General features: G+C 67.7%; 11 protein-coding genes. 7 read left to right on the top strand and 4 right to left on the bottom strand.

The window, feature by feature from the left end; all coding sequences use genetic code 11:
* The first annotated feature begins 759 nt into the window (after positions 1–759).
* From ACFXI3_RS22255 to ACFXI3_RS22245, 3 genes are all read left to right on the top strand, one after another.
* A complete protein-coding gene (locus ACFXI3_RS22255) occupies positions 760–1701 on the top strand; it encodes an amidohydrolase family protein (protein WP_378401790.1) in 942 nt (313 codons plus the stop codon).
* Between the two features lie 291 nt (positions 1702–1992).
* Positions 1993–2427, top strand: coding sequence for a hypothetical protein (locus tag ACFXI3_RS22250; protein ID WP_378401788.1), 435 nt, complete (start codon positions 1993–1995; stop codon positions 2425–2427).
* Between the two features lie 82 nt (positions 2428–2509).
* Positions 2510–2938, top strand: a complete 429-nt coding sequence (locus tag ACFXI3_RS22245; protein ID WP_378401786.1) for a hypothetical protein — start codon at positions 2510–2512, stop codon at positions 2936–2938.
* On the opposite strand, the gene ACFXI3_RS22240 is transcribed toward ACFXI3_RS22245, so the two are convergent.
* Positions 2922–3542, bottom strand: a complete 621-nt coding sequence (locus ACFXI3_RS22240) for an NADPH-dependent F420 reductase (protein ID WP_378401784.1) — start codon at positions 3540–3542, stop codon at positions 2922–2924. The two genes, ACFXI3_RS22245 and ACFXI3_RS22240, sit on opposite strands and share 17 nt — an antisense overlap.
* On the bottom strand, positions 3539–4816 hold the full coding sequence (locus ACFXI3_RS22235) for an FAD-dependent monooxygenase (RefSeq protein WP_378401782.1): 1278 nt from the start codon (positions 4814–4816) through the stop codon (positions 3539–3541). Before ACFXI3_RS22235 ends, ACFXI3_RS22240 begins: the two co-directional genes overlap by 4 nt.
* Positions 4817–5121: 305 nt before the next feature.
* On the opposite strand from ACFXI3_RS22235, the gene ACFXI3_RS22230 reads away from it, so the two are divergent.
* From ACFXI3_RS22230 to ACFXI3_RS22220, 3 genes are all read left to right on the top strand, one after another.
* Entirely contained in the window at positions 5122–6072 is a 951-nt protein-coding gene (locus ACFXI3_RS22230) for a LysR family transcriptional regulator (RefSeq protein WP_378401780.1), read from the top strand.
* Positions 6073–6689: 617 nt separating this feature from the next.
* Positions 6690–8297, top strand: a complete 1608-nt coding sequence (locus tag ACFXI3_RS22225) for a DUF2079 domain-containing protein (RefSeq protein ID WP_378401778.1) — start codon at positions 6690–6692, stop codon at positions 8295–8297.
* Between the two features lie 100 nt (positions 8298–8397).
* Entirely contained in the window at positions 8398–10059 is a 1662-nt protein-coding gene (locus tag ACFXI3_RS22220) for a GH25 family lysozyme (RefSeq protein ID WP_378401776.1), read from the top strand.
* A gap of 133 nt (positions 10060–10192) precedes the next feature.
* Here ACFXI3_RS22220 and ACFXI3_RS22215 read toward each other — a convergent pair whose 3' ends face one another.
* Positions 10193–11230: a M48 family metallopeptidase gene (locus ACFXI3_RS22215; protein ID WP_378401773.1), complete on the bottom strand. Its 1038-nt coding sequence runs from the start codon at positions 11228–11230 to the stop codon at positions 10193–10195.
* Between the two features lie 417 nt (positions 11231–11647).
* Here ACFXI3_RS22215 and ACFXI3_RS22210 point away from each other — a divergent pair, with 417 nt between their 5' ends.
* Positions 11648–12505: an SAM-dependent methyltransferase gene (locus tag ACFXI3_RS22210; protein WP_377927205.1), complete on the top strand. Its 858-nt coding sequence runs from the start codon at positions 11648–11650 to the stop codon at positions 12503–12505.
* Positions 12506–12532: 27 nt separating this feature from the next.
* Here the strand turns inward: ACFXI3_RS22210 and ACFXI3_RS22205 are convergent, their stop codons facing one another.
* Positions 12533–13489: a hypothetical protein gene (locus ACFXI3_RS22205; RefSeq protein ID WP_378401771.1), complete on the bottom strand. Its 957-nt coding sequence runs from the start codon at positions 13487–13489 to the stop codon at positions 12533–12535.
* Positions 13490–13494 lie beyond the last annotated feature (5 nt).

Raw genomic sequence — 13494 nt, 5'->3', positions numbered from 1 at the left:
ATCGCCGACCAGCAGCTGTTGCTGATGCAGCACTGCGCTGAGCCGTTCCCGCTTTGGGAGCGGAGGGTGGCAGGTTCAAATCCTGTCATCCCGACCATGGTGGGGCTGGACCCGTGGGTTCAGCCCCTTTTTCGTGCCGTCCCGCGCGGGGGTGGGAGCTGGCACGGCGCTCAGTGACACTCCTATCTGAGGATTTTCACCCCTGACCCTCGCTCCGCCGGCCAGGCAGGCGTTGAGCGACGAGTAGGCCATGTCACTCGAAGCCGAGAACAAGAGCCCCCGCACGATCCGCGGCTACTGCGACTCCGTTTGGCAATGCGAACAACAATTACCGGGCGTTGAGAGCGTGGTTCAACTGGCTGCTTGCGGAAGAGGAAATCGAGCATCACCCGATGGCCCGGATGAATCCACCGCACATCCTGGACCAGGTGAATTCCTATCACCCCGGCGGAATTCATCAAACAGGTGCTCCGGAACTGTCAGGGCCGCGACTTCCAGAGCCGCCGAGCCGAAGCGATCATCCGACTGATCTGGGACACCGGCGGTCGCCTGTCCGAATCGCCAACATCGATATGGAACGAGACCTTGGCCTCTCTCGCCGCGTCGTCAACGTCCTCGGCAAAGGCAGCAAATGACGGGCGCGCAGGAATGCCCCGAGCTGCGCCAGCCGCGGGTCGCGGGCCATCACCGTGACCCGATCAGGTGGGGGATCGAATCCTCCCCCTCCCGCCGCCGGCTCCCGGGAGAGACGGTGGAGTCATGAGCGAACACGAACGCATCGACGTCCACACCCACCTGGTCCCTCCCTTCTGGGGCGAGGCCCTCGCACAGCACGGCGGCGACCCCTCGGGCTGGACCGTTCCACAGTGGACGCCGGACGACCACCTGAAATTCATGGACGCCAACGGCATCGCCACGAGCGTGCTGTCGCTGACCGCCCCGAGCGTCGTCGGCTGGGAAGGCGCGGCACGTCGCGAGATGGCGCGGCGGGTCAACGACTACACCGGCGGACTCGTCCGCGAGCGCCCGGACCGGTTCGGGAACTTCGCGACTCTCCCGCTGCCTGACGTCGAAGGCGCGGTCGCCGAAGTCGACTATGCCTTCGACCAGCTGCGCGTCGACGGCGTGGTGCTGCTGTCGAACTACGAAGGCGTCTACCTCGGCGACGACCGGTACGCGCCGTTGTGGGAAGCGCTGGACCGGCGCCGCGCGGTGGTGTTCATCCACCCGGGGCACCCGCTTCTCCCGGTGCTGCCCGAGGTTCCCGGGCCGATGGTGGACTATCCGTTCGACACCACCCGCAACGCCGTGCACATGGTGGTCCACGGGATCACCGAACGGTACCCGAACGTGCGCATCATCCTCTCGCACGCGGGCGGCTTCGTGCCCTACGCGGCCCTGCGGTTCTGCCAGGTCCAGACCGCGATGGATCCCACTGGGCCCACCGAAGACGAACTCCTCGCCCGGTTCCGCAGCTTCTACTGGGACACCGCGCTTTCCTCGGGCGAATACGTCTTCGGCGCGCTCACCCGGTTCGCCGACCCCGCAAAGATCCTCTACGGCAGCGACTTCCCTTACGCCCCACTGTCAGTCGCCACCCACTTCACCGAAATCCTCGACACCCAGAGCGGCCTGACCGCCGAGCAATCCCGCGCGATCGACTCCGAGAACGCCCGAGCGCTCTTCACCCGGCTGCGCTGACCGGCTGCCCTGCGGCCCTCCCGCCCCGAGCAGCGGCGGGAGGGCCGCGGCGCGTTCAGGCCAGCGCTCGTTCATCGGTGCCGTCGAGCCCTTCGGCATACCGGACGAGAGCGGCGGTCGTGCGTTCGATGTGGTCGCGAAGCGCCTGGGTCGCACCGGCTTCGTCGCGCGCGACGGTGAGTTCGGCGATCAGCTTGTGCTCGCCGACGGCGTCGCTTGCCCGGTGCCCCCGTAACCCTGCCGCGTATCGACAGGTGCAGACAACAAATTGCTGAGAACAGGGAGGATTCCGTGCGGTACAAGCACATTGCGGCGACCATGGTCGCCGCTGGTTTGCTCAGCCTTGTCGGCACCGGGAACGCCGAGGCCAGCCGGCGGTGCGGTCCCACGTCGGAGGCCGACGGCGTCGGGAACATGGGAACGTCGTGGACGCTGAAGTCCAAGCACGATGACGACGGGCCGGGCGGAAGCTTCGTCGTCGGCGAGGAGTTCGAGATCCACACCAATGTTCCCAACCAGCTGTGGTCGATCACGTTCGCCGACAACGGACAGGTCTTCTTCACCGGCGACGACCTCTCGACCGCCACCGGGATCAGGGAGCAGCACCCGACCGCCAACCACCCCGGCACCAACCAGCACATGACCGTGCACGCGGTCAACCACACCACCGGCGAGATCATCGACGCCGCCGTGGACGTCGCCCCAGTCCCCGCCTGCGGCGGCTGACCGCGGATCCCGCCACCACCGTCCCCTCAGCGGCAACCCGCTCCGGGGGCGGTGGTGGCCGGACGTGTCGAGGAGTGTCCCGTTGCCGCGCGACACCGTCGGGACGACTGGTCATCCCTCCGACGACGAATTCCGTCGCCTCACCGACAAGTCGATGACGAACCCGCACCGCAGCATCTTCGACGGCTGTGGCGGACACTACGCCTACGCGCAGAACGACCCCGTCAACAACAGCGACTCCACCGGAGCTTCGGTGCTGGGAGGCATCGGCAAGCTGATCGTCGCCACCGGAGCGGCTATCGTCGGGGGCACCGCGGTCGCCGCGGAGAGCCAAGCCATGCTTCTCGGGCAGTCGAAGCGGCCCCGTGCACGGGGCAACGCGCCCAAGGTCGTCCTGCGTTTGGATCAGCCCGCGGACCTGGCAGGACCTGATCAACGATTCGGCCATGTCTCTGGAGGCGGAGACCAAGAGCGTCAGAAGCGATCGATGCCGCTCACTCCAGCAGCGTGAAGCCCGACTCGTAACGTGTCTTTCCGAGCGCTGCCAGCACGATCTGGAGGAATCCCATCGCCTCGAGCTCTCGTGCGCGGCTGAGCGGGCCGACGTCAACCGCACGCATTCCCGCCGCTTCGATGAACTCCGCGACGGCGATCTTCGCCTCCGCGTAGTCGCCGGCGAACAACACGGTCGTGCGCGTCGTGCCGTTCGTGCCGCTGGTGAGCGTGTCTCCCAGATTGACGTTGAACGCCTTGACGACTGCCGTGCCCGCCGGCAGCAGCTTCACGAGTTCGGCCGCGGTGGAGGAATCGGCGGGCGACTTCAACCGGTCGTAGGTGGAGAAATCGATGGGGTTGCTGATGTCGATGACGATCTTTTCGCGGAACTGGTCCCGATAATGCTCGACGATGCCCGGGTACGCCCCGTAAGGAACGGCGAGCACGACCAGGTCCCCAGTGAGTTTGTCGCCCATGACGCCGTAGTCGAGACCAGGACGCGCCGCGGACATGCTCTCCGCACTGCGCTTGATGATCTGGATGCCGGCACCGGCCCGGGTCGCGACTTCAGCGATCGCTCCGCTCATTTTGCCGCTGCCGATGATGCTGATCGAGGTCATGCGACCGGAACCCCCTGGAATCGGTTGAGCGCTTGTTCGGCCACTTTTTGTGCGTCGTAGTCGAATACCGCGCTTCGCCGGAAGTCGCGCCCGACTCGGAGATCGGCGTCGCGCTTTTTGAGGTCCGCGAATTCGTACTGTGCGTCGAACATGGCGCCGGCCCGGCGAGAGCCGTTCTGCAGGATCGCCGTGCGTTGCATGCGGACTGAGGTGTAGCGCCGGAACGCCTCGGGAATGTCGGCGACATTGTCGGCTGCCGCGAGGAACGTGGCGAGCGCCATGCTGTCCTCGATCGCCTGGTTCACCCCCTGGCCCTGGTGCGGCAGCATCGTGTGCGCCGCGTCCCCGAGCAGGGTGATCGGTCCCCGGGACCAATTGGTGAGGGGGTCGTGATCGAAGAGGCCCCACCAGAAGGTGTGCTCGATGTGCCCGATGAACTCCTGGAGTCTCGGGTCCCAGTCCGCGCCCGCGAACTCGGCGGCTAGTTCGCCGACCTCTGCCGGGCCGGACCAGGCGCCGGCGAGCGGGCGGTCGCTCGGGATGCCGGCGACGAAGTTGAACAGCTTCCGCTGCTGCAGCGGATAGCACATGAAATGCCTCCGGTTGCCCATCCACACCTGGCTGATCATGCGCCAATCGGCAGGCAGGCGGGACGCGTCGACCACTCCGCGGTAGACGATGTACCCGGAATAGACCGGGTCGGGGAACTGACCGACGGCTCCGCGCACCACCGAATGGATGCCGTCCGCTCCGATCACGGCGTCGAACACGTCGTTCGCGCCGTTCTCGAACTCGACGCGGACGCCCGAGTCCAGGGTTTCCACCGAAACCAGCCGATGGCCGGGACGGATTGTCTCCGGATCGATCTCCTGCGCCAGGGCGTCGATCAGGTCCGGGCGGTACATCCCGATGTTCTGGTACTGCTTGGCCGAGTCTTCCCATGCCGCGTCGGTCACCAGACCGCCCATGGCGTTCTGATAGACACCGTGCCCGTCCGGGACCGCTCCGACCCGCCTGATCCGATCGAGCACGCCGAGTCTCTCGAGAACACGCGCGGCGTTCGGCGCGACCGTGACGCCCGCGCCCACTTCGCCCAGCTTGCTAGCCTGCTCGAACACGGTGGCCTGGACGCCGGCGATCTTCCGCAGCGCGATCGCGGCAGTCAGCCCACCCATCCCTCCGCCGATGATCGCGATTCGAGTGTCCTCACTTGCCACTGCTTCTCCTTGCCTGACTTCGCTTCTACTTGACTGATTTGCTGGCTTGCGCGACACACGCGGCTCTCACCGGAGCCCGCGGCGAGGCGGTTCCGGCGGCCGACGAGCACGACACGGAGGAGGAGCGCCAGGATCGGCGCCGATGATCGTCGCGGAGGCGATTCGCCGTGGTGAGACGGAGTCGCCTGCGGCACCAGAGGAGCACACCGTTGTCCCCAAAGTCCTTGCCAGCCCTCCGTTCGGAGGGATCGGGAAGCTGTTCCTCCTATGATGCGAGGCCATCCTCTGCGTGTAAATCATGGTAATCTGAGGATGTAATTCAGTTGAACTGAAGAAGCGGGAAGAAGGCAGCCATCTCCGACGTGAGCCTGCGGCAGCTCGAGCTGTTCGCGGCACTGCCGAACTTCTCCACGCTCAGCGCGGCCGCGGCCCACCTGCACATCTCGGAGTCCGCGCTGTCGCAGGCCGTCTCGAGCCTGGAGAGCGCTGTGGGCGAGCAGCTGTGCGTGCGCCGCAAGGCCAGAGGGCTCACGCTCACTCCCACCGGTCAGGATTTCGCCAGACGGGCTCGGCAGATCGTGGCCGACACGCACGAGCTCGTCCTGAGCGCCGGGCGCGAACAGGAACTGCGGGGTCCGGTGCGGCTCGGCTGTTACTCGAGCTTCGCCGCGAACGTGGTGCCGGAGCTTCTCGAGGGCTTCCCCCGAAGGCATCCCGGCGTGAGCATCGGGATCACCGCGGGCACCAACGAAGAGCTGCTCTCCGCTCTCGAGGCAGGACGTCTCGACGTGGCCCTTGTGTACGACGTGTCGCTGCCGACCGGATACCGCCGCCGCAAGATCTACCCGACAGAACTCGAAGTGCACCTGCCTCCCGGACATCCCCTCGCGGCAGCCGAAACAGTGGACCTGGCAGACCTCGCCGACGAGCCCTACATCCAGTACGACGCGACACCAGGCCTCCGCAATGTGACCGACGCGTTCACCGCGCGCGGCCTGGAGCCCACGATCGAAGCCAGGGTCTCCCAGATCGGACTCGTCGAAGCCCTGGTGGGCCGCGGACTCGGTTACGGGCTGCTCATGTCCCGGCCGCATGCGCTTCCCATGAGCATCGAGGGGCGTCCGGTCGTCATCCGACCCCTCGACCCCCCTGTCACCGTTTCCCACGTGGTGGGGGTCTGGCCGGCGGACATGAAACTCACTCCCCGCGCCTCCGCCCTCCTCGACTTCGCGGCGGAGCGGCTCGGGCCCGCCGACGCGATCACGGCTCGGACCGCACCCGAGGACACTGCCGCGTCCGTACCGGAGCGTTAGGAATTCCTCGACGCTCCACCTTCCGCCAGCCTGCGCAGGAAGGGCAGCACTCGTTCCAGGTGCGGCCGCGACGTTGCGGATCGCCCGCGCGACGACACCGCGGTGGTTGCCCGCCGGGACACTGAAGGGGCCTTCGCCGTCCTCGGTGGCTCCCTGATGAAGGTCCCCGCCGGTCAGCTCCGGGGCGATCTGCAGGTAGCCCTACCGGGTGCCGCATCGCAGCCCTCACGACGTCTGAAGCCCTTAACGAAATCGTGGTCCCGGGCCGGGAATTGCCTGGGTTCAAGGAACGCTTCGCGCAGTTCCAGCGCTTCCAACCGCGTGCGGACTGAGACCAGTGACGACCACTGCAGAATGAGCCTCCGCGGATCGCGCCAACCCAGCACCCCGCTGTGCCGCGCGACACCGGCCGGAGAAGCTACTCCTTCAACCCGCGAACCAATCATCGTTTTGTCCATATTGATCCGTTACATCCGGAACAGAGAGCAAGGACACTCTTGTCCAGACCGTCCCTGACGCGGTAAAAGCAGCAAGTCACATCGAAAAATCCGCAATCCGCAGCGGGCAGGTCCGGCAAGCCGCCGACCGGGGTGACATCCACTTCGCTAGGAGAGGCCTTGACCGCGCTCGTTTCCCCCGCCGCCACCGTTCCCGTCGTCCGAAGACCCCGCGCTGGGATCGTCGTGCTGGCAACGTTCGCCGCAGTTCCCGCCGTGCTGGCGTTGTGGACCGCCGTGCGGGCGCCGCGCGCGCATGTGCTGCTCGACTACTGGCATGTCCTGGCGAAAATCACCGACGACCAAGGGCATCTTCTGCTGGACCAGGTGTTCACCTACCACCTCGACCAGCCCTTCGTCATCCCCTCGCTGCTCTTCTACGCCGACGCCGCCTGGTTCGGCGGCGACAACCGCGTCCTCACCGTTCTCACGGTTGTACTGGTCGCCGGAATCGGCGTCTGCCTGTACTCGATGCTGCCCCGATCCCTGTCCCCGCAGCGGAAAGCCGCGCTGGCGGCCGGGATGTCGTGGCTGCTGTTCTCCTCGCACCTGGCCGAGATCTGGCTGCAAGGCACCAACGGCATCAGCTGGATCCCCGCAGTCTTCTTCACCGTCCTCGCCGCCTCCCAAGCCCACCGCGGCCGCCTGTGGACTGCCGCAACCGCGGCACTGCTGGCCAGCCTCAGCTTCGGCGCCGGACTCCCCGCGTTCTTCATCGTCGCCGCGATCTTCCTGCTCCGCCACGAAAACCGCGCCAAAACCATCGCCATGGCCGCCGCCGGAACGATCGTCCTCGCCGGGTGGCTGCTCACCAAACCCAGCGGCACCCAATCGCTGGCCACCACCGCGCTCGATCCCGACGGTCGTCTCTCCGCCGCCGCAGCTGCGCTCGGCAGCGTGTGGTCCGGAGACCAAGCCGTCATCGCCGTCCTCGCCGGAGCACTTATCACCGCGCTCCTTGCCGCCTGCGGGATCGCCGCGAAGAGCGACATCCGCGCTGCGGGATGGATCGGGATCGCGGGATATGCCGTCGCGCTCGCGGTGCTTGTCGCACTCGGCCGCACCAGCAACCTGGCTCCGGGCGGGAACATCGGGCTGATCAGCCGCTACGCCATCGTCAGCGCCCTCGCACTCACCGCGCTCCTCGTTCTCGCAGCATTCGTCCGTCCGCAGTGGCCGCTCACCGCCGTCGTCATCGGCATCTGCGCGATCTCCCTGACCACCCACGCCATCGGCGGAACCAAAGCCGACCTCACCCGCCGCGGCTACGCCCCGCTCGCCCTCGCCCCCATCGCCCTGCAAACCGAAGCCACCAACGTCCTCGACCAACTCCACATCCAACGCCAAGTCATCCCCGCCGCCAAAGCCCTCGGCACCTACCCCTTCAACCGGAGCTTCACCCTCGGCTGCCACGGACCCGAACTCGGCACCACCCTCAACCCCGCCACCGCCACCGACCTCCCCACCGCCCACGGAGCCGTCACCTCCACCGGCACCGCGCTCATCACTGGATGGACCGACCTGCACCCCGACTGCGTCCTCGTCACCGACTCCGCCAACGTCGTCACCGGCGGCGGCATCACCGGACTCCCCTCCCCCGCACCGGGAATCCCCGACGGCAACGCCTGGCAAGCCACTGCACGCGCCGGAGCCGGGCCGGTCACTGTCTACGCGGTACTCGGCGGTCGCTTCTACCGCCTCCACGACTCCGTCGCCGCACCCCAGTGACCGCGGAACGGGGGCTTTCGTCGGATTTCCCACCCAGCTCGGTAACGCTTCCGGGATCCCGGCGATAGCGGTGTGAACGGATACCGGGTGGAGGTTTGCGGTGGGATGGATTCGTGGTGCGGTGGCCGCTGGCGCGGTCACCGCGTTGCTCGCCTGTGTACTGGCCGGGACACCGGCCGCGGCATCGACTAGTTCACCGAGCCCTAGCGCACCCGCGCATCCGGGTTCTGACTACCTGGGCTCGACCATCGACAAAGACCCCGCCGCAAAGCCGAAAACCGCCCCGCGGACGGCGATGGCGGCGGGCGTCACGACGCCGGGCATGGACGTCTCCCACTACCAGGGCACTGTGGACTGGGGCGCGGCAGCGGGCAACGGCGCGAAGTTCGCGTACATGAAAGCCACCGAGAGCACGACCTACACCGACCCGCAGTTCGCGACCAACTACGCCGGGGCCGCGAACGCCGGGATCCTGCGCGGCGCCTACCACTTCGGCCTGCCCGACACCTCGACCGGCGCGGCGCAGGCGCAGTTCTTCCTCAGCCACGGCGGCGGCTGGGTCTCCGACGGCAAAACCCTCCCGCCCGTGCTCGACATCGAGTACAACCCCTACAGCACCGCGGACTGGACCGGCTGGTGCTACAACATGACCCCGGCCCAGATCACCGCCTGGATCACCGACTTCACCACCACCGTCCACGACCGCACGAACCGGTGGCCGGTCATCTACACCACCAACGGCTGGTGGAACCACTGCACCGGCAACAACCCCGGCTTCGCCCACGATCCACTGTGGATCGCCGCCACCATCACCATGCCCGCCAGCTGGACCGACTACACCTTCGCCCAGACCGCGACGTCGGGCACCTTCCCCGGCGACCAGGACGTCTTCAACGGCACCCTCGCCGACCTCCAGACCCTCGCCGCCGGCACCGAACCGGACAAGATCACCGAGCACTACAACGCGCTCGGCGGCTCGGCCTCCTACCTCGGCACCCCGACCGGCGGCAGGTACCCGGCCGGCGGCGGCTGGGCGCAGAACTACCAGTACGGCGTCATCGGCTACAACCCGCCCACCGGGGCCTACGCAGTGCACGGCGCGATCGCCCAGCACTACCAGGAACTCGGCGGCCCCAACGGCTTCCTCGGCCTGCCCACCACCGACGAAACCCTCACCCCCGACGCCAGCGGCAGCTACAACCACTTCACCAACTCGGGCTCGATCTACTGGACCTCCACCACCGGCGCTCGCTCACTCCACGGAGCCATCCGGGACAAATGGGCCGCGCTGGGCTGGGAACGCGGGCTGGGCTACCCCACCACCGACGAGACCGGCACGCCCGACGGAGCCGGCCGCTACAACCACTTCAACGGCGCCCAAGGCTCCTCGATCTACTGGACCCCCGCCACCGGCGCGCAGTCCATCCGAGGCGCCATCCGGCAGAAATGGGCCGACCTCGGCTGGGAACGCGGCCTCGGCTACCCCACCACCGACGAAACCAGCACCCCCGACGGAGCCGGCCGCTACAACCACTTCAACGGCGCCCAAGGCTCATCGATCTACTGGACCCCCGCCACCGGCGCGCAATCGATCCACGGAGCCATCCGGCAAAAGTGGGCCGACCTCGGCTGGGAAAAGGGCGGCCTCGGCTACCCGACCAGCGACGAATACGGCGTCACCGGCGGCCGCCGCAACAACTTCCAGCACGGAACCATCACCTGGTACAGCGCCAACGGAACCACCCAAGTCACCTACAGCTGACCAGAACCAGCGCGATCTTCCTCGCAGTCAGCGGCGAAACGGCTGGCCCGCAGGCGATCTGCGGGCCAGCCGTTCTTGGCTCAACGAGCCGGATTCGCGACGCAGAGCGCGGATCCGGCACATCGCAGCCGAATCAGCCGTTGCCATTTCCCGAATCCCCGCCGAACTTGGTCCAAACCTTGCTGGCCGCGCCGGCAACAGTTTCCCCGACTTCGGTGAAGACCTTCGTCAGCGGATCCGCCGAAGCATTCCAGGAATCCTTGTACGACTTGGCCGCGGACTTCAGGTCGTCCTTCCAGTCCGTCGTCGGAGCGTCGTCGTCGCGGCGAGGGTAATCGCCCGACAGGATCGCCCGGTACTGCTCCGACGCGGCCCATTTCTGCAGCTGCGTCGCTCGCACCACGGCAAACGGATGGGTCTCGGTTTCGACGTTTTTCAGCTTCAGCAAGCTGTCCCGGATGTCTTCGACCGACTCGTATTCCGCTCCCTGCTGGAGGAAGGACGGAATGTCGATGCGAGACGGATCCACGCCGCCCGCCAGCTGGATCTGCGCCCGCAGCGCCGCGGCCGGGTCCTGGCCGCAGAGCAGGCCCGCGCGGTCACAGGACAACTCCGCCTTGCGGTACCACTCGCTCAGCGCCGCGATGATCGCCCGGATGCCGAGCGCGCTCACCGGGGTCCAGGACATCGACAGCTGAAGGCTGATCAGGCGCACCATGATCGTGCGGTAGACCGCGTGCCCGGACAGCACGTGCCCCATCTCGTGCCCGATGGCGAACCGCAGCGATTCGTGGCTCATCTGGTCGACGAGCGCGGTGCTGATCCGGATGAACGGCTCGTCCATGCCCAGCGCGGACGCCTGCAGCCGCGGATCCTGGTAGACGAACAGGTTCGGCACGGCGGGGAGATCGAGCGTCTCCGCGCATTCGTGACGCAGCCGGTCGAGTTCCGGATACTGCCGCGGCCCGACGCGAATTGACGAGGCCAGCGCCATCAGCCGTTCGCCGCGTTCGTTGTAGAAGCCGGAGACCGCGCGGATCACCTGAGCGAATCCGGGCACCGCGCGCAGCGTAGCGAGCGCGCCGCGATCCACCGGATGCTCGTAGGCTCTCGGGCTGATTCCCGGAAAACGGACGGCGTCCCGGCGCGCGGGTTCGATTTCGTCAGTCATGACTCCCCCATAAAAGTTTCTGCCCGCAGCCTACTCAACGCCCGCCGACAGATCGTTCCGCGGCCCCGGAATGCGGCGCTTCCCGTTGCGGGCTGGCGGAAACCTTGTTGTCCAGACCACAGCAGACTGCTGTACGGGGCGGGGCGGATGGGCCGAACGGAGCATTCTTTCGCCGACGTCTTCGCGCGCGGGAAATTCGGGCACGCGATTTCGGCGGCCGAGGACCAAGGCCAGCCAGACCGGGCAAGTGGGCCGGTGTTGCCGGGTGGGAGCGGACCTGGTTCGGCTCCCCGCGGCCTCGGTCCCGCTGCGCTGATGGTCGCCGCCAACCCGGACAACCCGCACTCGGGCAAGCACGCCCGTCCGGCGCGATCGCCCGGATTGGATACGATTGGTCACGACTGCGGGGGAGGCAGCGTGGCGCAAGGACCTGAAGAGCCCATCCCGGGCGTGGACCTCGACCGCCCCAGCGTGGCGCGGGTTTACGACTGGTATCTCGGCGGCACGGCCAACTGGGCCATCGACCGCGAGTTCGGCAAAATGGTCCTCGCGGCGTTCCCGGCGGGCATGTACTGCGCCAGAGCCAACCGAGCCTTCCTGCACCGCGCGGTGCGGCACCTGGTCCGGCTTGGCGTGCGCCAGTTCGTCGACATCGGCTCCGGCGTCCCGACGATGGGCAACGTGCACCAGATCGCCGACGAGGTCGCGCCGGACTCCCGCGTCGTCTACATCGACCGCGAGCCCGTCGCGGTCGCGCACTCCCGGATCCTGCTGGAGCGCCACGGCGATCCCGAGCGCCACGCGGTGATCCAGGGCGACCTGCGCGAACCGGACGAGCTGTGGCAATCCGTCGCGGACACCGGCGTCGTCGACCTCGACGAACCGCTCGCCCTGCTGGTCACCGCGGTCCTGCACATCCAGCAGCCCGGCCCGGACGGCCGAGACCTCGGGCCCGAGGCCATCGCGCGGTACCGGGAGATGCTTTCCCCCGGTTCGTATCTGGTCCTGTCGCAGATCACCCACGAGGGCCTGCCCGACGACATCGCCCGCCAATTGCACGCGGTCATCGAGCTGTACGACACCAACGTCAGCAAGCACGTGCTGCGCTCGAACGCGGAAATCCACGCCCTGTTCGGCGACTTCGAGCTGCTCGACCCCGGCGTCACGTGGACCGCCGCCTGGCATCCGGAGGAGAGCGGGGCCAACACGCCGGTCATCGACTTCGCGGACCCCAGCGAGGCGGGGATGCTGGCCGGGGTCGCGCGCAAACCCTGAAACCGCTGTAGCGCAACGACAATCGGCTCACTGCCTGCGCAGGTCGGCCCGCAGCAGCATCGCGTTCCGGAAGACGCCGTCCGGAGGCGCGGTCGTCCCGCCGTCCGTGGTCACGTAGAGGGCTCGCCCCTCCTCTCCAGGAACCCAGGCGGCGCTGGACGGCCCGACCAGGCGTTCGTCGAACGGCTCGCCCGCGACGTGCCGGACCTCGCTGCCGTGCCGCGGGATCAGCGGCACCCGGTCCAGCGTGTTGGCGCGATGCCTGGTGACGTAAGCGAAACCGGCCTCCTCATCGAGCGCGAAGTCGTCGGCGTTGTCGATCGCGGCGACGAATTCCGCGTCCCCCGCCGGGTCGAGCGTGGCGGGGTCGACCGGCACTCGCATGAAGACTTTCTGCGCCGTCGAGGTGTAGTAGAGGTATCCGGTTCGCGCGCTGTACCGGATTCCGTTGACGCCTGGCTGGCGCGGCGGGGCGACCTCGGCGTCCGGGTCGTCGGCCATCGTGTCGTGCTCCAGCCAGATCCGGGCCTGGCCGCCGCGGGCCTCGGCGTCGAGGTCGACGCGCCAGATCAACCCGGCGAAGCAGTCCGCGACGGCCAGCACTCCGTCGCCGATCAGACAGCTGCCGTTGAGCGCGCGCACGCGGTCGTCGAAGGTGAAGACGATCTCCGGGGACACCGGTTCGCCGGGCGTCCAGCCGGTGAGGTCGAGCCGGGCCAGGTGGGATTCGTGGGTGGTGTAGCCCTCGGTCAGGCTGATCAGGAAGACGTCCGGCAGCACCTCGGCGATCCCGGTCACGGGGTGGTCGAAGCGGTGCACGAGAACGGGCCGTTGCGGTTCCGCCACGATCCACAGCTCCTGCTGCAGAAGGACGGTGACCAGCACGGACCCGTCGGCGCGGACGGCGAGATTCTCCGGGAAGTACTTCTCCGGGAAGGACGCGACCGGGGTCAGCGTGACGTCGGGGACGGGGGTCATCGGCATGAGGG

This window comes from Amycolatopsis sp. NPDC059235, assembly GCF_042754125.1.
GTDB classification, from domain to species: Bacteria; Actinomycetota; Actinomycetes; order Mycobacteriales; family Pseudonocardiaceae; genus Amycolatopsis; species Amycolatopsis albidoflava.
This window is presented reverse-complemented; position numbering and strand designations above follow the sequence as displayed.

Coding starts and splice junctions, on each gene's coding strand:
- ACFXI3_RS22255 (WP_378401790.1), top strand. CDS start 760: ATGAGCGAACACGAACGCATCGACGTCCACACCCACCTGGTCCCTCCC.
- ACFXI3_RS22240 (WP_378401784.1), bottom strand. CDS start 3,542: ATGACCTCGATCAGCATCATCGGCAGCGGCAAAATGAGCGGAGCGATC.
- ACFXI3_RS22215 (WP_378401773.1), bottom strand. CDS start 11,230: ATGACTGACGAAATCGAACCCGCGCGCCGGGACGCCGTCCGTTTTCCG.
- ACFXI3_RS22205 (WP_378401771.1), bottom strand. CDS start 13,489: ATGCCGATGACCCCCGTCCCCGACGTCACGCTGACCCCGGTCGCGTCC.